The organism is Rathayibacter sp. AY1A7, from assembly GCF_002930845.1.
Lineage (GTDB): Bacteria > Actinomycetota > Actinomycetes > Actinomycetales > Microbacteriaceae > Rathayibacter.
This window is the reverse complement of record NZ_PSTL01000010.1, coordinates 56,227-75,389: the sequence shown is the minus strand read 5'-3', so window position 1 is coordinate 75,389 and position 19,163 is coordinate 56,227. Positions and strand designations below refer to the sequence as shown.

Sequence of the window (19,163 nt, the reverse complement as noted above, 5' to 3'; positions counted from 1 at the left end):
ATCGCGTTCCAGCGATTCGCCGTAGCGGTACGCTCCCCGCTCCACGAAACGCCCCACCTCGGACAGCCGACCGCGGAACGGATGACGACGAAGGACGAATCCGCTCCATCGAGCACCGCCGAGCTCACCGCCGAATCGCGTTCCAGCGATTCGCCGTAGCGGTACGCTCCCCGCTCCACGAAACGCCCCACCTCGGAAAGCCGACCGCGGAGCGGATGACGACGAAGGAGGAATCCGCTCAATCCAAGAGCAGCGCCGGTTCCTCCAGCACGCTGGCGACGTCGGCGACGAAGCGGCTGACGACGTCGCCGTCGACGACGCGGTGGTCGAAGGAGCCGCCGACCGTGGTGACGAAGCGGGGGCGGACCTCGCCGTCGACGACCCAGGGCTTCTGCTTGATCGTGCCGAGGGCGATGATCGCGACTTCGCCGGGGTTGAGGATGGGGGTGCCCGTGTCCATCCCGAACACGCCGATGTTGGTGATGGTGATGGTGCCGTTCTGCATGTCGGCGGCGGTGGTCTTGCCGTCGCGGGCGTCGAGGGTGAGCTTCTCGAGGGCCTGCGCCAGTTCGAGGAGGCTCATCGACTGGGCGTCCTTGACGTTGGGGACGAGCAGTCCGCGCGGGGTGGCCGCGGCGATGCCGAGGTTGACGTAGTGGCGGACGACGATCTCGGTGTCGGTCCAGGCGGAGTTGACGGTGGGGTTGCGGCGGACGGCCCAGATGATGGCCTTGGCCATGATGAGCAGCGGCGAGACCTTGACGCCGGCGAAGTCGGGCGAGTTCTTGAGGCGCTTGACGAACTCCATGGTGCGGGTCGCGTCGACGTCGACGAAGACGCTGACGTGGGGCGCGGTGAACGCGCTCGTCGACATCGCGGCGGCGATCGCCTTGCGGACGCCGCGCACGGGGATGCGCTCCTCGCGGTCGTCGCCCCAGGCGGGGGTCTGGATGTTGCGGAAGACGCTGGCCTGGGAGGCGTGGCGGATGACGTCGTCGCGGGTGACCTCGCCGGCGAGGCCGGTGGCCTGCACCTCGAGGAGGTCGACGTCGAGGTCCTTCGCGAGCTTGCGGATCGGCGGCTTCGCGATGACGGGGAGCGCGGCGGCGGCCGGCACGGAGGCGGGCCGGGCCGGGGCCGTCGGGCGGGCGGCGGGCGCGGCGGCCGGGGCGGTGGCGCCCGGTCGGCGGCGGCGGGTCTGGACGTGTCCGCCGGCGGTGCCGTAGCCGACGAGCGCGGCTCCGGAGCCCTCGCCGTTCAGCGGCACCGTGGTCGACGAGCACGTCGACCACGGTGCCGCTGAACGGCGAGGGGAGCTCGACGAGCGACTTGGCGGTCTCGATCTCGACGAGGACCTGGTTGACGGCCACCTCGTCGCCGACCTTGACCTTCCAGGCCACGATCTCGGCCTCGGTGAGGCCCTCGCCGACGTCGGGGAGGAGGAACTGCTCTGTCATCGGGGGGACTCCTGTGGGCTCGTGCGGGCGGATGTCGCGCGCGTCAGTACGCGAGCGAGCGGTCGACGGCCTCGAGCACGCGGTCGACGTCGGGGAGGAAGAGCTTCTCGACCTTGGCGGGCGGGAAGGGGGTGTCGAAGCCGGCGACCCGGAGGACCGGCGCCTCCAGCGAGAAGAAGGCGCGCTCGGTGACGGTCGCCGCGATCTCGGAGCCGAGGCTCACGTTCGCGGACGCCTCCTGCGCGACGACGAGCCGACCGGTCCTGCGGACCGACGCGAGCAGCGGCTCCCAGTCGATCGGGGAGAGCGAGCGCAGGTCGACGACCTCGACGCTCGTGCCCTCCTCGCCCGCGAGCTCGGCGGCCTGGAGGAGGACGGCGACCATCGGGCCCCAGCCGACCAGCGTGACCTCGGTGCCCTGGCGGACGACGCGGCTGGCGTGCAGCGGCGCGGCGGACCCGCTGAGGTCGACGTCGCCCTTGGGCCAGTAGCGGCTCTTGGGCTCGAAGAACATGACGGGGTCGTCCGAGGCGATGGCCTCCTGGATCATCCAGTAGGCGTCGTTGGGAGTCGACGGGCTGACCGCGCGCAGGCCCGCGGTGTGCGCGAAGTACGCCTCGTTGCTCTCCTGGTGGTGCTCGACCGCTCCGATGTGCCCGCCGTAGGGCACGCGGATGACGACGGGCATGGTGATCGCACCCTCGTGGCGGTTGGTCATCTTGGCCAGCTGCGAGGTGATCTGGTCGAACGCCGGGTAGATGAACCCGTCGAACTGGATCTCGCAGACCGGGCGGAAGCCGCGCATCGCGAGCCCGATCGCGGTGCCGACGATGCCGGACTCGGCGAGCGGCGTGTCGAGCACGCGCTTCGCCCCGAACTCGGCGTGCAGGCCCTCGGTGATGCGGAAGACGCCGCCCAGGGGGCCGATGTCCTCGCCCATCAGGAGGACGCGGTCGTCCTGCGTCATCGCGCGGCGGAGGCCGGCGTTGAGCGCCTTGGCCATGGACATGGACTCGAGCTGCGACCCGGTGAGGGGCGGCTGCGCGGCCGTCGTGCTGGTGTCGATCGTCATCACTCGCCTCCGAACGATTCTTCGTAGCGCTGCAGCCACGCCTTCTGCTCCTCGACGAGCACGTGCGGCTCCGAGTAGACGTGGTCGAACATGACGCCCGTGGGCGGGACCTCGAGGGCGAGGAGGCGGCGGCGGATGTCGGACGCGAAGTCCTTCGCCTCCTCGTCGACCTCGTCGAAGAAGGACTGCTCCACGCCCTCGCTCCGCAGGAACGCGGCGAAGCGGGTGATCGGATCCTTCGCGACCCACGAGGCGAGCTCGTCGTCGGTGCGGTACTTCGTCGGGTCGTCGCTCGAGGTGTGCGCGCCGATCCGGTAGGTCAGCGCCTCGATGAACTGGGGACCGCCGCCGGAGCGCGCGTCCTGCAGGTGCTTGGCGGTGACCGCGTAGCTCGCGAGCACGTCGTTGCCGTCGATCTGCACGCCGGGGATGCCGAAGCCGGAGGAGCGGAGGTAGAGGGGGCTGCGCGACTGCGTGGCCACGGGGACCGAGATCGCGTAGTGGTTGTTCTGGAGGAAGAAGACCTCGGGAGCCTGGTAGCTCGCGGCGAAGACCATCGCCTCGCTGACGTCGCCCTGGCTGGAGGCGCCGTCGCCGAAGTACACGACGACGGCCGCGTCCTTCTCGGGGTCGCCCGTGCCGGTCGCTCCGTCGAGGGTGAGGCCCATCGCGTAGCCGGTCGCGTGCAGGGCCTGGGAGCCCAGCACCAGCGTGTAGAGGTGGAAGTTCCCGTTCGTCGGGTCGGTCGGGTCCCAGCCGCCGTGCGTCGTGCCGCGCAGGAGCGCGAGGACGCCGAGCAGGTCGATGCCGCGGATCTTGCCGACGACGTGCTCGCGGTAGGAGGGGAACACGTGGTCCTGCGGGCGCATCGCGAACGCGGAGCCGACCTGCGCCGCCTCCTGGCCGTGGCTCGGGACCCACAGTCCGAGCTGGCCCTGGCGCTGCAGGTTCGCGGCCTCGGTGTCGAAGCGGCGGACCACCGCCATCTCGCGGTAGAAGGAGCGGTGCTGCGCCTCGTCCACCCCGTCGAGGTAGGAGGCGTACTGCTCGGCCGCGCGGGTCGGCGAGAACCGCCCGTCCGCGGAGAGGAACTGGACAGTCGGCGACTCCGTGCTGGTGGCTACCACCCGACTAACCTATCCGTCTCGCGGGGTGGCCCTCGGGGAGGGAAGCCACAATCTCGGCCGCCGCGCTGAGGAGCTTGTCGACAGAGCGCGCCTCGCCGACGGAGACGCGGATCCCCTCCGGCGGGAACGCGCGGACCACGACTCCCGCGCGCTCGAAGACCTCGGCCGCCCGCGCCGTGTCCTCGCGGGTGTCGAACCAGAGGAAGTTCGCCTGCGACTCCGGGATCGTCCAGCCCTGGTCGAGCAGCGCCCGCCAGAGGTCGTCGCGGAGGCGGGTGATGCGGTGGACGCGCTCGAGGAGCTCCTCGCGGTGCTCGAGGGAGGCGACCGCCGCGGTCTCGGCGAACCGGGTGACCGAGAGCGGGATGGCGGTGGAGCGGGCGGCGTCGAGGATCCGCGCGTGGCCGATCGCGTAGCCGACGCGGAGGCCGGCGAGGCCGTACGCCTTGGAGAAGGTGCGGGCGATCACGAGGTTCGGGTAGCGGCCGAGCAGGCGGGTGCCGTCCACGGCCCGCTCGTCGTCGACGAACTCGGCGTACGCCTCGTCGAGGAGCACGAGGACGTCTCCCGGGACGCGCTCGAGGAGCGCCTCGACGTCGTCGGCGGTGGCGACGGTGCCGGTGGGGTTGTTGGGGCTGCAGACGATCAGCAGGCGGGTGCGCTCGGTGACGGCCCGCGCCATGGCGTCGAGGTCGTGGGTGTCGTCGGCGCGGAGTGGCACGCGCACGCTGGTGGCGCCCGCCGTCGTGACGAGCGAGGGGTACGCCTCGAACGAGCGCCAGGCGTAGACGACCTCGTCGCCCGGGCCCGCCGCCGCGGTGATGAGCTGGGCGATGACCGCGACGGAGCCGGCTCCGACGATCACCTCCTCGATCGGGACGCCGTACTCCGCGGCGAGCGCTGTGCGCAGGGCGGTCGCCGCCGCGTCCGGGTACCGGTTGAAGTCGTCCACCTCGCGGACCCGCGCGAGCACGGAGGGCAGCGGGTCGAACGGGTTCTCGTTGGAGGAGAGCTTGAAGGCGTCGGCGGCGGCCGCGCGGCCCTGCTTGTAGGCGGGGAGCGCCAGGATCTCGGGGCGGAGGCGGACGGGAGGCTCCTGCTGGTCGGTCACACGCCCCATGCTAGGCGGCGCGGCGGCGGGCGCCCCGCCGTTCCGCGCGCGCCGTCCCCCGCCCTCGACGGGCGTGCGCCGGGCCCCCTTCCCACCGGTCGAGCGCCGCCGGTGCGGCCCGGAGGTGCGGCCGACCCGGGTCTCGGATGCGCGAACCGCCCCGCTGACCGGCGCCCACGGCGGCCGTCCCCCGATTAGGGTGCAGTGATGCGGAGTCGAGGGCGAGCCGAGCGGCGCGGGGGTGCGCGCCCGCTCCTCCGGGGCGCCACGGCCGCGATCGCCCTGCTCGTCGCCGCCGGCGCGCTCACCGGATGCACGCCCTCCGCGGAGGGCACGCAGGCGACCCCGACTCTCCGGGAGACGTCCATCGACGTCGCCGCTCCCCCGGCCTACACCGCCGCGCGCGAGGCCGGCCTCGCGCTGCGGAACGACTCGCTCGCGCTCCTCACCGCGACCGACGGCACCGTCGCGGGCGCGGCCCGCACCGATCTGCTGGTGGCGATCGGATCCCTGAACGCAGCGCTCGAGGGAGTCTCGGCCGACGCCATCACCACCGCGACGACCGCGGCCGGGGAGCAGCGGACGGCGCTGGCCGAGCGCGTGCTCGGCCTCGCCACGTCGACCCTCGCCTCCGGTCGCGGATCGACGTCCCGGCGGGCGGTGCTGACCGACGCGGTCGAGCAGCTCCGGAGCGCCCTCGCCTCGGGAGCCGCGGTCGCTCCGCTGGCCGTCGCCGTGATCGAGGCCCGCGAGCCGCTCGTCCCGGAGCCGGGCAGCGGATTCGCTCCTCCCCCGCGCCCCGCGCCTCCCGCAGCTCCCCGGCCGACCACGGCGCCCGCGCCCACCCAGGAGCCGACGCCCGATCCCCCGGCTCCGGAGCCGGCACCCGCGCCCGCCCCCGAGCCGACCGAGGCCCCGCAGCCGACGGCGGAGCCCCTGCCGCAGCCCGAGCCCACCGCGGTGCTCCCTCCGCGGACCTGCGCCGACGACCCCCGCCTCTGCACTCCTGCGCCCGAGCCGACCATCGGCGGGCCCCTCACCTGAGCCCCGGCTCGCGGCGCGCCCCGCCTGCGGGGATAGTGGAGGCATGAGCAGACTCCTCCTCGGCCTCCTGACCAACGCCGTCGCGATCTGGCTCACGACCCTGGTCGTGGCGGGCGTGCGCGTGGACCCGTACGAGGAGGGACCCGCCGCGGCGGTCCTCACGTACCTGCTGGTGGCGGTGATCTTCGGCGTCGTCAACGCCGTCGTCGGCGGGGTGGTGCGGGTGGTCGCGTTCCCCCTGTACGTGCTGACGCTCGGCCTGGTCTCGTTCCTCGTCAACGGCCTCCTGCTGCTCCTGACCGCCTGGATCAGCGGCCTCTTCGGCTTCGGCCTCGTCGTGGACGGCTTCTGGTGGGGCGTGCTCGGCGCCCTCGTGCTCGCCCTGGTGAACTGGTTCATCGGCCTCCTCCTGCGCCCCTTCCTCCGCCGCCGTCAGGACTGACACCGCGGGCTCGGCAGCCAGCATCGGCCGCGCCGCCGCCGCCCGGGAGGCCGCGCGCGCCATCGGTGGACGGCGGCCGCGATCGGCCTGCTGTGGAGGAGCCGCGGTGCGCCATGATGGGCGGGTGACCCCCGACTCCCCTGCGCCCTCGGCCTTCGCCGTGTGCTTCGTCTGCACCGGCAACATCTGCCGGTCGCCGATGGCCGAGGTGGTGCTGCGCTCCCTGGCGGAGCAGGCGGGGCTCGGCTCCGCGATCGAGATCAGCTCGGCCGGCACCGGCGAGTGGCACCTCGGCGAGCACGCCGACAGCCGCGCCCTCGCGGCGCTGGAGCGGCACGGCTTCGACGGGGGCCGCCACCGCGCCCAGCTCTTCGACCCGTCCCGCTTCGCCGAGTTCGACCTGGTCGTCGCGCTCGACCACGGGCACGAGCGCGCGCTGCGCTCCTGGGCGCGCACCGAGGTCGACCGGCAGAAGATCCGCCGCCTGCTCGACTTCGAGCCCGGCCTCTCCCCGCAGGGCGACGTCCCCGACCCCTACTATTCCGATGCGGCGGCGTTCGACTCGGTGCTCGCGCTCATCGAGCGCGCCTGCCGGGCCCTCTTCGCCCAGATCGAACCAGGACTGCGCGGCAACCGCTCGGTCCGCCCCGACTCCACCGACGCGCGCGCCGCCCTCGCGCAGGACACCTGAGAACCGGAAGGCACCACCGCATGACCTCGCTCCCCACCCAGCCGCTGAGCCCCCTCGACGGCCGCTACAGCGGTGCCGTCTCGTCGCTCGGCGAGTACCTCTCGGAGGCGGGGCTGAACCGCGCGCGGGTGCACGTCGAGGTCGAGTGGCTGCTGGCGCTGACCGACCGCCGCCTCTTCGGCTCCGAGCCCGTCGACGCGGCGACCGCCGAGGAGCTGCGCCGCCGCGCCCGCGACTTCGGCCAGCCCGAGATCGACGAGCTGGCGACCCTCGAGGCCCGCACCCGCCACGACGTGAAGGCCGTGGAGTACCTCGTCCGCCAGTGGCTCGAGGAGCTGGGCCTGCAGCGCATCGCCGAGCTCACCCACTTCGCCGCCACCAGCGAGGACATCAACAACCTCTCCTACGCGATCGTGGTCCGCCAGGCCGTCGGCGAGATCTGGCTGCCGAAGCTGCGCTCGGTCGTCGCGTCGCTCCGGGATCTGGCCGTCCGCTACCGCGACGAGTCGATGCTCAGCCGCACTCACGGCCAGCCCGCGACCCCGACCACGATGGGCAAGGAGTTCGCCGTCTACGCGTACCGGCTCGAGCGGGTCGTCGCGCAGATCGAGGCGACGGAGTACCTGGGCAAGTTCAGCGGAGCGACGGGCACGTTCGCCGCGCACCTCGCCGCCGACCCCGGCACCGACTGGCCCGCCCTCGCGGAGGAGTTCGTCACCTCCCTCGGCCTCGTCTTCAACCCGCTGACCACCCAGATCGAGTCGCACGACTGGCAGGCCGAGCTCTACGGCAGGGCCGCGCACGCGAACCGCATCCTGCACAACATCTGCACCGATGTCTGGACCTACATCTCGCTCGGCTACTTCCGGCAGATCCCCCAGGCCGGGGCGACCGGCTCGTCCACGATGCCGCACAAGATCAACCCGATCCGCTTCGAGAACGCCGAGGCGAACCTCGAGCTCTCCAGCGCCCTGCTCGACTCGCTCGCGCAGACCCTGGTCACCTCGCGCCTCCAGCGCGACCTCACCGACTCGACCACGCAGCGCAACATCGGCGTCGCGTTCGGCCACTCCCTCCTCGCCCTCGACAACATCGCCCGCGGCCTGCTCGAGATCGACCTCGACCCGACCGCCCTCGCCGCCGACCTCGACGGCAACTGGGAGGTGCTGGCCGAGGCGATCCAGACGGTGATCCGCGCAGAGGTGGCGGCCGGCCGCTCCTCGATCACCGACCCGTACGCGCTGCTGAAGGACCTGACCCGCGGCAAGCGCCTCGGTGCCGACGACCTCGCCGTCTTCGTGCAGGGTCTCGACATCGGCGACGCGGCGAAGGAGCGCCTGCTGGCGCTGACGCCGGGCGGCTACACGGGCCTCGCCTCGTCGCTGGTCGACCGCCTGAGCTGATCCGCCGGGCAGCGAGCGCGCGGGTGCCGCCGTCCTCGAGAGCGAGCACTCCGACTCCTGCGTGCTCGCGGCGGCGCGGTCGACGGCGGCGCGATGTCGGGGGTCGCACCTAGCGTCGGCGGCATGTCAGCGTGCGCGATCGGAGGGTGCGCCTCCTCGGCCGAGACGGGCGCCCCCCTCGCGCTCTGCGCGGCGCACCTCGGGCTCGCGCACGACTGGGTCGCCCGCGAGGACGGCGTGATCGACGTCCTGCCCTCGCCGTGCGCGGCGTGCGGGTCCCGCCTGGGCGTCCGGCTCCCCTCCGCCTGGCTCTGCGCCGCCTGCGAGTGGCGGCTCGGCGACGCTCCCGACGGCGAGCTGCCGCCGCCCCGGGTCGACGTCGTCTACTACATCCGCTTCGGCGAGCGGATCAAGATCGGCACCAGCGGCAATCCCCGGCAGCGCCTCCACCGGCTCCGGCACGAGGAGCTCCTCGCGTTCGAGCGCGGCGGGCGAGCACTCGAGCAGCATCGGCACGCCCAGTTCGCCGACGAGCGCCTGGAGCGCACCGAGTGGTTCGCGCGCAGCCCCGTGCTCGACGCCCACATCGAGACCGTGCGCGCCGGGGAGCCCGACCCCTGGGCCCTGCACCGCCGCTGGCGCAGCGAGGCGCTGGCCCTGCGGCTCTGACGCGCCGGCTGCGAGCGGGCGGCTGCGACTCGCCGGTTCCCACTCGACGGTTCCCACTCGCCGGCACTGCATCCGCGGGTCCCGCTCCGCCGAGCCGGACACCGGGACGGAGCGACGGGGAGGGCGCCACGGGGACGGATCCCGGAGGACCGTCCCGCAGCCGCCGCACGACGCGCTCAGCGCCCCCAGGCGTCGACGAGCAGCGGACCACGGACATCGCGGAGCCGGTCGACCAGACGGTCCGCCAGCGCGGCCGTGACTCCCGTGGCGACCAGGTCGTGGGGGCCGAGCGGCAGCAGCTTCCCCGTGCGGATGCGCACCACCTCCCACCCGGCGGAGCGGAGCGCGCGGTCCTTCCGCCGGTCGGCCTCCTCGCGGTGCCCGACGTGCTCGAGTCCGTGACGGCCGGTGGAGTCGTACTCGATCGCGACGCGCAGCTCGCCGAGCACCAGGTCGGGCCACGCCTCGCAGTGCTCGAAGAACGGCCGCTTCAGACGCACCGCCGTGTGCGCCGGATCGAAGACGAGCCGCTCGGCGAGGAGTGCCCGGAGCCGCGCCTCGACGGCGGAGGCGGGAGGAGGCGCGCACCGGCTGGCGAAGGGCTCGCCGACGGGGAGGTCCGGCGTCTTCGGGCACACGCGCGCGGGCCGGGGTCGGGAGCGCGGACCGAGCGGCGGCAGCTGGAGGGGTGGATCGAGCGGACGGAGGAGTCGACGACGCGGCGGGCGCGGATCCGCTCGGGTCGGCGGGTGACGCGGACCCGCGGCCGGTGGGCGACGCGGACGTCGGGAGCCCCCGCGCGATCACGGCGGGCGGCGCCAGGAGGACGAAGGAGCCGTCGCCGGGGGCGGACGTCGGCGCGAGCACTTCGGCGAGCCGACCGCCGATCATCGGCGCGGCCCGGGGCAGGCGCGGCGAGGCGAGCTCGGCGCAGTCGGGGCACCAGGAGGAGCGGCGCCGCTCCCGGCCGGGACGGTGGCGTTGCTCCTCGGGGGTGGCGACGAAGACATGCCCGGCGTCGCAGAGCCAGCACAGGTACACGTCGGCCGCGGGCGGGATCTGGCTGAGCACGATGCCCTCGTTGTACTCGGGCCGGTACTGCCGCACCAGGACGGGGTAGGACGCCCACGCCTCCCGGTAGGTGCCGACCGCGTAGGGGACGTCGGCGCCGCGCGAGAACCGCCGCCGCTGCCACCACCGCCCGATCGCCTCCGCCACCCTCCGCACGCTACGCGCGACCACCGACGCGGAAGCGGCGCCCGCATGCGCAGGCGGGATCTCGAGACGCCCTCCGGGCTGCTCCATCAGCATGCGCGGCGGAAGGGACTATCCGCCCGCGCGGCGTGCTCCCGGCCGACTGGGAGCGGCGGAGCCGTCCCTCGCCTAGTGTGCGGAGTCCTGCTCGTCGATGTCCGCGATCTCGGCCTCGTCCGGCTTGAAGGTCAGCGAGAACATGGCGATCGCGACGAGCACGACGATGAAGGCGACGCCGAACGAGATGAGCGCGACGACCGGCTCGCGGGTCGAGAGCATGACGACCAGGCCGACGAAGGCCGCCATCACCGCGGAGAAGCCGATGAGCTCGAGCGGGCGCAGGCGGTCCTTGCGGGTCGGCTGGAACGTGCGGGGCGTGAACTCGCCGGGGTCGCGCGCCGGGGCGGAGTCGGCCGCCGAGGCGCGGTCGGCGGGAGAGGCGGGGTCGGGCTGCTGGCCTTCGGCGGTCATCGGTCTCCTCCGGAGGTCGGTGTCGTGGGGGCGACGGGATCGTGTCCGGTGGCTGCGTCGGCGCCGGCGGCCCATTTGAGCGAGAACGCCGCGATGGCGAGGAAGACGGCGACCATCACGGCGTAGGCGCCGAGGAGGCCGACGGTGACGACGGGGTGGGGCGGGAGGAGTCCGAAGGCGGCGCCGAGCAGCATCGTGCCGACGCCGACGATCACGGAGTCGCGGGCGGCGAGGCCCTGACCGCGGCGGCCGCTCGAGAACTCGAGGAAGCCGGAGAGCAGCGCCCAGCCGGCGACGAGGGCGACGAAGGAGAGCAGGTTGGCGACCGGGAGCGCGACGAGCGCCGCGACTCCGGCGACCAGGGTGAGCACCGCGGAGCCGAGGGCGAGCGGGCGGGCCCGGCCGCTCCAGCTGCGGAGCCCGAGGGCGAGCGAGACGGCGCCGGTCGCGATCGCGAAGCCGCCGAAGACGGCGAGGCCGAAGGCGGGCCCGTGGTCGGGCGAGAAGGTGACGACGCAGCCGGCGACCGCCGCGATCACGGCGCGCGCGAGGGGCAGGGTCCACAGGCGGCGGTCGGAGTCGGCGGCGATGGCCACGGTCGAGCCTCTCTGGGATGGAGGGAGAAGGCGTCCGGGAGCGGACGGCTGGGCGCGCGACGGCACGGCGACGCGGACTCCAGCGATTTTACGCTCCCGCGGCTCCGCCCAGGCCCGGAGCGGGGCCGGGGGCGCGATCCGGGGCGAAGTCGCAGGCGGCTCAGCCGAGCCAGACCTCCTCCACCCGCGGGAACACGGCGTCGGCGGAGAAGCGCTCACGGAAGCGCGCCCCGGCCTTCTCGACGACCTCGGCCCGGGCGTCCTCGTCGGTGATGAGCTCGGTCAGCGCGGCGGCGAGGCCCTCCACGTCTCCGGGCGCGACCACGCGGCCGCAGCCGTCGCCGAGGACCTCGGGGATGCCGCCGACCGCGGTCGAGACGACGGCCGCGTCGCGGGCGAGTGCCTCGAGGATGAAGATCGGCATCGCCTCGTCGCGCGAGGGCAGGACGGCGATGGACGCCTCGTCGAGCAGGGCGAGCAGGCGGGCGTTCTCGAGCGAGCCGAGGAACTCGATCCCCGGGACGCCGCGGTCGACGACCTCCGGCTCGCGGATCGGACCGGCGACCAGCAGGCGCCAGCCCTCCTTGCCCTCGACCTGCGCCCACGCCTTCTGCAGCACGTCGACGCCCTTGCGGTGGCTGACGACGCCGCCGAAGACGACGGTGCGGGTCTTCTCGCGCGGGGTGCCCTGCTCGAGCGCGTTGGGCACGAGGTGCACGCGCTCGGCGGGGACGTAGCGGCGGCAGATCGCCGAGGTCTCCTCCGAGAGCGAGATGATCTCGTCCGCGCTGCGCAGCACGTCCTTCACCAGGCGCGGGTGCGCGGCGGTGAAGGCGGCGAACTCGCTGCCGTGCAGGTGGGCGACCGTGCGCAGGCCCAGGCGGTGCGCGAGGCGGAGGAGGGACCCCTCGCGGAGGAACGAGCCGCGCTCCGAGAGGTGGACGACGATCACGGCGCCGGGCTCGCGGCGCGCGATCGCGACGATGCGGGCGGCGGCGCCGGCGGCCAGGCGGGCCGCGGCGACGTGCTCGCCCGGAGCGGTGCGGGAGGAGATCACCCGGACGTCCGAGCGCTCGAACGGCCAGCGCAGGTATCCGTTGACGACCTGCGTCATGCCTCCGGGGACCTCTCCGCTGCGGCCGACGTGGTACACCCGCGTCTTCGGGCCGGCAGGGGCTGCCGCGGCGGCCGGGCGGCTGCGGGGCGGCACGGCGAGCAGCGCCTGGATGTCGTCGCGGACGCCGCGGAGGCGCCCGCGGGCGACGAGCAGCTTCTCGAGCAGCTCGCTCCGGCGGGCGACGACGGCGGAGAAGGTCTCGACGCCGGCGGCCGGGGTCGTCCGGGACATGTCGACCGTGACGTCGTGGATCCCGATGGTCTCGAAGTGGCGCGAGGCCTTCGTCGATCCGTCCATCTGCAGGCTCACCGGGGCCGCGCCCTCGGTGAACGCCATGATGATCACGTGCAGCCGGTCGCTCATCGCGACGCGGGCCGTGCGGTAGAGCTCGCGCAGCAGGATCTCGTGCTCGTCGTGGGTGTGCGCCGGATCCCAGTCGAGGATGTCCGCGTCGAGGTCGGCGGCGAGACGGCGGGAGCGCTCGGCGTCGACGGCGACCTGCGTGACGACGACGATGTCGAGGTCCTCGCGCTCGGCGAAGCCCTTGATCGCGGCCAGCCACTCCTGCTCGGGATAGGGGCGGGCGTCCACCTCGTGGTCCTCGCGGAGGGAGAGGACCAGACCGCGCCGCTCCTCGTCGGGCTGCGCGGCGAACGCGGTCAGCTCCGCGTCGCTCGAGCCCTCGCCGTAGCCGAGGTCGGGCATGGCGGCGCCGACGCGCATGTAGCCGGCCGTCTTGTCGTCGCGCCAGCGGGTGTAGCTCGAGAGCGCCATCGAGGGCCACATGATCGCGCGGGGCAGCGGGGCGAAGTTGCGGGTGCCCACGCCGGCGCGGATCACGCGGCCGCCGCCGAGGCGCACGAGGGCGATGCCCGGGAGCATCACGAGGTGCTCCTTCATCCCGATCAGGGTCAGCTGGATCTCTCCCGGCTTGAACACCGAGTTCGCCCGGCCGGCGAGGGCCTCGCGGGCGAGCGCCGCGTACCAGCGCAGGAGCGAGCGGTACACCGTGTCGTCCGGGCCCAGGCGCAGGCCGTCGTCGTAGCCCCACGGCGAGTGGCCCACGTAGACGTGGAGCGGACCCGACTCGCGGAGCCAGTCGAGGAGCTGGCGACGCAGGATGATGTCGCCGATGTTCTCGTACTGGCCGCGGCCGACGGCGAAGATCGATCGGGCAGGTGTCACGGGCGGGCCTTTCGGAGGGGTTCGCGTGGGGGTGACCGGTGCGGAGCGGGGAGCGTCGCGGGTCTCCCCGGTCGATCCTCCTGCCGCGCTGCCGTCGTGGGCCGGGCCGGCCGGGCTCCGCAGGAGGGGGCTCGGGGCCGATGGCGCCCCGGGCAGACTAGCGCAGGCGGGCTCGGCGGCTCGAGGAGGAGTGCTCGCGTCAACAGCCGTTGGTGACCAGGAAGGCCTTGAGGAACGCGCCGGTCTGGTAGACGTACTGGTTCACCAGGTAGTCCAGGCCCATCGGCTCGCCCGAGGGCACCATCGAGAGCTCGCCGGAGTAGCAGCGCTCGATGATCATCTCGGCGCGCACGAGGTGGGAGGCGTTGGTGATCACGATGACGTGGTCCCAGCCGTACTGCTCGGCCATGTCGCGCAGCTGCCGGGCCTCTCCCTGGGTCGTGAGCGGGTCGGCGGAGTAGCAGAGGACGTCGCCGCCGGGCTCGTTGCACTTCTTGTACTTCTTGGCCTCGTAGGGAGCGTTCATCTCGCCGGGGCCGACCGAGAGCACCATCGTGTCCGTCGCCCCGGAGGTGATGATCCGGCGGGCGAACTCGACGCGTGCCCTCGTGGAGGGGCCCAGCACGAAGACCGCGTCCGCCTGCTCAGGGATCGGGTCGATCGGGGGCGTGACGTAGAGCGGGATCCCGGCGCCGAAGAGGGCGAGCACCACGAGGGGGACGAGCAGGAGCCGTCCGATCACGGTGCGAGCGCGGACCCGGGGGCATCTCGGGCGCTCCCGGGACGGCGGGGTGGACGGGCGGTCGCCGGTCGCGGTCGTGGCCGTGTCCATCGCGTCCTCCCTCTCGTCGGGACCGCCGCTCGCCCGCGGCGGGTGATCCGCGACGCGGGTGCGACGGCGATCACCAGTGGAGAGCCCATCATCGCAGTGTTTCGGCGAGGGGTCGGCCCGGTGAACGCCCGGTCAATTCTCTCGCCCAGCGGCCCGGCCCGGGGCCGTGTCCAGAGTCGCCGGGTAGGGTCGCCGTTCCTCGACCGAGCAGCACTCCCCCTCGTCCATTCCGCGGACGGGCATTCCCGGAGTCCCCTCCCGATCCGACATCCGCCCTCCGATCCGTCGTCGACAGCGCGTGTGACCGTTCCGCATACACGCATGCGCGGCGGTCCGCCAGTCCTTCAGCGGAATCGCTGATATGAGCCCGACCACCACGCCCGAATGGGGTACTACAACCTGAATCCGTCTCATCCAGCCATCAGTCGCAAGGCCCGTCTATAGCGTCGGGAGGACCAGCACCACCCCCTTGAGCAGCCCCCTCGAACCGCCCCCGACGCCCCCTCGAAGACCCGGAGCCGATCGTGAATCCTCAGACGACGCCAGACCCGACCCGCCCTCGCCGACGACGCGCACGCCTCTCCCTCACCACCGCTCTGATCGCCGCTCTCGGCATCCTGGTCGCCCCCCTCACGGCGCCCGCCGCCTCCGCGGCCACTCTCGACCCGGGCGCCGGGCAGAGCACGCGGATCCAGGAGACGAACTCCTCGCTGACCTACAGCGGCTCGTGGCGCACGATGACGGGCGGCGACAGCGGCGGCGGGATCAAGTTCCTCAACAGCACCGGCTCCGTCTCGTTCAGCTTCCGCGGCACCGGCTTCAGCTGGGTCAGCCGCACCACCGCCTCCGCCGGCATCGCCACCGTCACGGTCGACGGCGCGAGCACCTCGGTCGACCGGTACACGAAGACCACGGCGTACCAGGTCCCGGTGTTCACGAAGAAGGACCTCGCCGACACCGTCCACACGGTCAAGATCGCCTGGAGCGGCACGGCCAACAGCTCCGCGAGCGACAAGAACCTGGTCATCGACGCGTTCGACATCACCCGCGCGACTCCCGCCACCGAGGAGCCGACCGACGAGACCGGCGGCGGCGAGGACGACGGCCCCGTGCTCGATCCTTCCGGAGCGACCAGCCTCCTCGTGCAGGAGACCGACCCCGCGCTGCAGTACACCGGCTCGTGGAGATCGATGGCGGGCGGCGACAGCGGCGGCGGGATGAAGTACCTGACCTCCGCCGGATCGGTGAAGTTCACCTTCGTCGGCACGTCGTGGCGCTGGATCAGCCGGAAGACCTCCTCCTCCGGCATCGCCGCGGTCTCGGTCGACGGCGGACCCGTCACCAAGGTCGACCGCTACAGCTCGACCGCGCAGTACCAGGTGCCGGTCTACGAGACGACCGACCTCGCCGAGGGCACGCACACCGTGACCATCTCCTACACGGGGACGAAGAACTCCCAGTCGACCGACAAGAACCTGATCATCGACGCGTTCGTCCTCGCCGAGGACGGCCTCGCGACCGACGCCGTGGAGCTCTCCCCCCTGACCGACGGCTACACCGTCGCCTGGGACTCGCCCTTCAGCTCGCGGGTCGTCTCGTACGACGTGCACCGCTCGAACGAGGACGGCTCCGGCGACACGGTCGTCGGCACCGTCGCCGACCCGGTGCGCCAGTACCGCGACGAGACCGCCGAGGCGGGACGCGCCTACACGTACACCGTCACGGCGACCGACGACGCCGGCCGCGACTCGCGGCTGAAGGAGTCGGCCACCACCTCGGCCGACATCCTCGCCTCCCGCGCCTCGCTGCTCGCGGCCTTCGACTGCCCCGCCGCCACCAAGACGGTGTCGACCTCGGCGCAGCTCGTCACGGCCCTGACCAACCCCTCCTCCGGCGACGTCATCCGCCTGGCCGACGGCGTCTACACCGGCAAGTTCGCCCTCCGCGGCACCGCCGCCCAGCCCGGCTCGATCTGGATCTGCGGCTCGCCCAACGCGGTCCTCACCTCCGGATCCACCTCGAGCGGTACCGCGCTCATCCTGAACACGGTGAGCGACGTGCACCTCGTGGGCTTCTCGGTCCGCAGCTCCTTCCAGGGCATCCAGGTGCTCGCCAGCAAGGGCGTCCAGATGGCCGGCCTGACGGTGAGCGAGATCGGCTACGAGGCGGTCCACTTCCGCAGCCAGACCACCGACTCCCTGATCGTCGGCAGCACCATCCGCCGCACCGGCCTCGTCTCCGCCAAGTACGGCGAGGGCGTCTACGTCGGCACCTCCGACCGCAACTGGTGCGAGTACAACGACTGCGACCCGGACCGCACGGCCCGCATCGCCGTCGTGGACAACACGATCAGCGACACCGGCGCCGAGCCGATCGAGGCCAAGGAGGGCACCCTCGACGGCGACATCATCGGGAACACGGTCGTCGGCGGATCGCGGCTCGCCTCGGACGTGGTCTCGCTGATCCTCGTCTCGGGCAACGGCTGGCTGGCCGCGGGCAACTCCGCCGCAGGCACCACCGCCTACGGCTACCAGGTGATCACCCGCGCCGACGGCTCGGGCAACGACAACACGATCAGCGGGAACCTCGCGCTGAAGACCAGCAACGCGGTGGTCTACCTCCACCAGCCGTCCAACTGGTCCACCAGCGGCAACACGCTGAGCTGCTCCAACTCCGGGAAGGACCTGATCGGGAACGTGGCCTGCACGCCGTGACCTGATCCGCTGCCCGCGCACAGAACCGCCGCCGTCGTCCCCTCGACGGCGGCGGTTCTGCGTGTGCCCGCCTCCCGCCGACCACGCGCGAGTCGGCGGAGTCGCGCGCGACGACCGCGACTACCGCGGACTCGCGAGGGCGCGGGCGGGCGCGCGGCGCCCGTGGGCCGCGGGAGGAGCCGAGCGGACGGGGACGGGGACGGGATCGGAGGCCGGCTGACGCGCCCGCGCCTCTCCAGCACGCAGAAGTGGGCGGAGTCGCGCGCGAGTACTGCGACTTGTGGGGGCTCGCGGGGTGAGCGGGCTCCCGGGAGCCGGTGAAGCACGTGATCAGGCCACGGCGGGCGCTGGAGACGCTGGGGAAGGACGGACGGGTGGGCCAGGCCCCGGAGAGCCCGCGGGCCCGGACGGTGACGCCGCCTCCTGCCGAGTCCGCGGAGGTGGGCGGAGTCGCGCGCGAGTACCGCGAGTTCTGCGGGCTCGCGGAGGGGTGGAGGGGGCTGGAGTGCCGGCCAGGCGTCGGAGGGGCCGGCTGAGCCCGGAGAGAGGGCAGCCGGGCCCCCGCCGGGCACCGCGCAGTCCCCGGACGCGGAAGAGCGCACCGCGGCCGGGGCCGGGGTGCGCTCTTCCGCAGCGTGCGAGGACGCGATCAGACGATCGCGGGGGCCTTCTGCAGCTTGTGGCGGGCCAGGACGACCGCGCCGACCACGGGGGTGCCGGCGGTCTCGATCCAGTGCACGTCGGCGGCGGCCTGGGGCGAGTCGACCTTGCCCTCGATCAGGACGAGGACGGCGCCGTCGGCCACGCCGCGGAAGGTCGGCGACTGCTCGGTCGCGCCGAGGGTGCCGGTGACGATCAGGACGATGTCGTAGACCTTCTCGAGCTCCTCGACCAGCGCACGGAGGGCGTCGGTCGGCATCGGCGTGCCGGCCTGGGCGCCGCCCGCGGGGAGCAGGTCGACGCGGTCGGTCGAGCGCTTGATGATCGCGTCGTCGAGCGAGGCGGCTCCGGCGAGCACCTCGCGCAGGCCCGGGCGTCCGCCCGAGGCGGAAGCGAGAGCCGAGCCCTCGGCGGTGCCGTCCACGATCACGACGGACGAGCCGAGCACGGCCAGCGCCTTGGCGAGCAGCACCGCGCTGGCGGTGTGCGGGGTCTTCTCGGACGCCGGGGCGATCGCGAAGGAGGAGTACGAGCGGGTGCGCGCGATGGCGGAGAGCTCGAACGCCACGGCCGAGTAGCGGGCCGGGATCTCGGTCGAGTTCAGCATCTCGTCGAGCTTGGTGGCCTTGACCGGGACGATGCCCAGCAGCGGCCGGTCGATCGCGGAGCGGACGTCGTCGCCGCTGCGGAGGCGGCGGTCGAGGGCGGTCATCACGATCGCCACTCCCACGCCGACCACGGCGCCGCCGAGGATGCCGAGCGCGAGCAGGACGAGGATGCCACCGGTGACCGGCAGCTCCGGCGGGAGCGCCTGGCTGAGCACCTGGAGCTGGATCTGCGGGACGGCGACGCCGTTCGTGGTGGTCGTCGGGTCGGCCCCCTTCACGGCCGCGTCGAGCTGGGCGGCGACCGCGTTGGCGATGACCGCGGCCTGCTCGGGCGAGGGGTCGGTGGCCGAGATCGTGATGACCACGGACTCCGGCTCGGCGAGGACGGTCACGCGCTTGGCGAATTCCTCGATGGGCTCGTCGATGCCGAGGCCGTCGATGACGCCCTGCAGGACGGTGTCCGAGGTGCCGAGGGCGACGGAGGTGACCGTGGCCTGGGAGGCGGCGCTGTTGGCCGCGACCCGGTCCGCGGTCGAGAGGACTCCGGACGAGGAGACCGCGACGTACACGCGTGCGTCCGCCTTGTACTGCGGGAGGAGGACGGCGTTGAGTACCAGGGCCGCCACGGCGCCGAGCAGAGCGAAGGCGACGATGTAGACCCACCTCCGGCCGATGCCGGCGAACAGTCCGTTCAAGGTCATGGTGTGTGG

14 protein-coding genes and 2 pseudogenes are annotated in these 19,163 nt (G+C 73.2%); 6 read left to right on the top strand and 10 right to left on the bottom strand.

What is annotated here, in order from left to right; translation table 11 throughout:
• Window positions 1-238: 238 nt before the first annotated feature.
• The 4 genes and pseudogenes from C5B95_RS09750 to hisC all read right to left on the bottom strand — a co-directional run bounded on the left by C5B95_RS09750 (window position 239) and on the right by hisC (window position 4,776).
• A pseudogene (locus tag C5B95_RS09750) lies at window positions 239-1,403 on the bottom strand (dihydrolipoamide acetyltransferase family protein).
• 97 nt (window positions 1,404-1,500) lie between these two features.
• Window positions 1,501-2,466 (bottom strand): alpha-ketoacid dehydrogenase subunit beta, encoded by a 966-nt coding sequence (locus C5B95_RS09745; RefSeq protein ID WP_181027250.1) that lies wholly within the window; start codon window positions 2,464-2,466, stop codon window positions 1,501-1,503.
• Window positions 2,467-2,528: 62 nt separating this feature from the next.
• Window positions 2,529-3,656 carry a thiamine pyrophosphate-dependent dehydrogenase E1 component subunit alpha gene (locus tag C5B95_RS09740; RefSeq protein WP_104349048.1) on the bottom strand — a complete coding sequence of 376 codons (1,128 nt, stop codon included), beginning with the start codon at window positions 3,654-3,656 and terminating at the stop codon, window positions 2,529-2,531.
• Between the two features lie 4 nt (window positions 3,657-3,660).
• On the bottom strand, window positions 3,661-4,776 hold the full coding sequence (gene hisC / locus C5B95_RS09735) for a histidinol-phosphate transaminase (protein ID WP_104349047.1): 1,116 nt from the start codon (window positions 4,774-4,776) through the stop codon (window positions 3,661-3,663).
• Between the two features lie 198 nt (window positions 4,777-4,974).
• Here hisC and C5B95_RS09730 point away from each other — a divergent pair, with 198 nt between their 5' ends.
• The 5 genes from C5B95_RS09730 (at window position 4,975) to C5B95_RS09710 (ending at window position 9,016) form a co-directional block, all read left to right on the top strand.
• A complete protein-coding gene (locus C5B95_RS09730; RefSeq protein WP_146076558.1) occupies window positions 4,975-5,811 on the top strand; it encodes a hypothetical protein in 837 nt (278 codons plus the stop codon).
• Window positions 5,812-5,854: 43 nt separating this feature from the next.
• Window positions 5,855-6,253, top strand: coding sequence for a phage holin family protein (locus C5B95_RS09725; protein ID WP_104225199.1), 399 nt, complete (start codon window positions 5,855-5,857; stop codon window positions 6,251-6,253).
• A 124-nt stretch (window positions 6,254-6,377) separates the two neighbouring features.
• Complete coding sequence (locus tag C5B95_RS09720; protein WP_181027248.1) at window positions 6,378-6,944, top strand: low molecular weight protein-tyrosine-phosphatase; 567 nt, start codon at window positions 6,378-6,380, stop codon at window positions 6,942-6,944.
• Between the two features lie 20 nt (window positions 6,945-6,964).
• Window positions 6,965-8,347: an adenylosuccinate lyase gene (purB, locus tag C5B95_RS09715; RefSeq protein ID WP_104338151.1), complete on the top strand. Its 1,383-nt coding sequence runs from the start codon at window positions 6,965-6,967 to the stop codon at window positions 8,345-8,347.
• A gap of 123 nt (window positions 8,348-8,470) precedes the next feature.
• The gene (locus C5B95_RS09710; RefSeq protein WP_104288118.1) at window positions 8,471-9,016 is read left to right on the top strand and encodes a GIY-YIG nuclease family protein; all 546 of its coding nucleotides are present in this window, start codon (window positions 8,471-8,473) and stop codon (window positions 9,014-9,016) included.
• A 176-nt stretch (window positions 9,017-9,192) separates the two neighbouring features.
• On the opposite strand, the pseudogene C5B95_RS18090 reads toward C5B95_RS09710, so the two are convergent.
• The 5 genes and pseudogenes from C5B95_RS18090 to C5B95_RS09685 all read right to left on the bottom strand — a co-directional run bounded on the left by C5B95_RS18090 (window position 9,193) and on the right by C5B95_RS09685 (window position 14,381).
• Window positions 9,193-10,222: pseudogene (locus C5B95_RS18090) on the bottom strand (hypothetical protein).
• A gap of 177 nt (window positions 10,223-10,399) precedes the next feature.
• On the bottom strand, window positions 10,400-10,741 hold the full coding sequence (locus tag C5B95_RS17895) for a hypothetical protein (protein WP_258059918.1): 342 nt from the start codon (window positions 10,739-10,741) through the stop codon (window positions 10,400-10,402).
• Window positions 10,738-11,337: a DUF308 domain-containing protein gene (locus C5B95_RS09695; RefSeq protein ID WP_104225185.1), complete on the bottom strand. Its 600-nt coding sequence runs from the start codon at window positions 11,335-11,337 to the stop codon at window positions 10,738-10,740. The genes C5B95_RS17895 and C5B95_RS09695 overlap by 4 nt, the downstream gene beginning before the upstream one ends.
• Window positions 11,338-11,497: 160 nt before the next feature.
• On the bottom strand, window positions 11,498-13,639 hold the full coding sequence (locus tag C5B95_RS09690; RefSeq protein ID WP_104349045.1) for a glycosyltransferase family 4 protein: 2,142 nt from the start codon (window positions 13,637-13,639) through the stop codon (window positions 11,498-11,500).
• A 199-nt stretch (window positions 13,640-13,838) separates the two neighbouring features.
• Complete coding sequence (locus C5B95_RS09685; RefSeq protein WP_146084859.1) at window positions 13,839-14,381, bottom strand: YdcF family protein; 543 nt, start codon at window positions 14,379-14,381, stop codon at window positions 13,839-13,841.
• A gap of 614 nt (window positions 14,382-14,995) precedes the next feature.
• Between C5B95_RS09685 and C5B95_RS09680 the strand changes: the two genes are divergently transcribed.
• Window positions 14,996-17,185, top strand: a complete 2,190-nt coding sequence (locus C5B95_RS09680; RefSeq protein ID WP_104349044.1) for a hypothetical protein — start codon at window positions 14,996-14,998, stop codon at window positions 17,183-17,185.
• Between the two features lie 649 nt (window positions 17,186-17,834).
• Here C5B95_RS09680 and C5B95_RS09670 read toward each other — a convergent pair.
• Window positions 17,835-19,154 carry a Wzz/FepE/Etk N-terminal domain-containing protein gene (locus tag C5B95_RS09670; RefSeq protein WP_104296024.1) on the bottom strand — a complete coding sequence of 440 codons (1,320 nt, stop codon included), beginning with the start codon at window positions 19,152-19,154 and terminating at the stop codon, window positions 17,835-17,837.
• Between the last annotated feature and the right edge of the window lie 9 nt (window positions 19,155-19,163).

Bases quoted from the DNA above. Each gene is read 5' to 3' on its own strand.
- C5B95_RS17895 (WP_258059918.1), bottom strand. From the start codon at position 10,741: ATGACCGCCGAAGGCCAGCAGCCCGACCCCGCCTCTCCCGCCGACCGC.
- purB (WP_104338151.1), top strand. From the start codon at position 6,965: ATGACCTCGCTCCCCACCCAGCCGCTGAGCCCCCTCGACGGCCGCTAC.
- C5B95_RS09730 (WP_146076558.1), top strand. From the start codon at position 4,975: ATGCGGAGTCGAGGGCGAGCCGAGCGGCGCGGGGGTGCGCGCCCGCTC.
- hisC (WP_104349047.1), bottom strand. From the start codon at position 4,776: ATGGGGCGTGTGACCGACCAGCAGGAGCCTCCCGTCCGCCTCCGCCCC.
- C5B95_RS09670 (WP_104296024.1), bottom strand. From the start codon at position 19,154: ATGACCTTGAACGGACTGTTCGCCGGCATCGGCCGGAGGTGGGTCTAC.
- C5B95_RS09725 (WP_104225199.1), top strand. From the start codon at position 5,855: ATGAGCAGACTCCTCCTCGGCCTCCTGACCAACGCCGTCGCGATCTGG.
- C5B95_RS09745 (WP_181027250.1), bottom strand. From the start codon at position 2,466: ATGTCCATGGCCAAGGCGCTCAACGCCGGCCTCCGCCGCGCGATGACG.
- C5B95_RS09710 (WP_104288118.1), top strand. From the start codon at position 8,471: ATGTCAGCGTGCGCGATCGGAGGGTGCGCCTCCTCGGCCGAGACGGGC.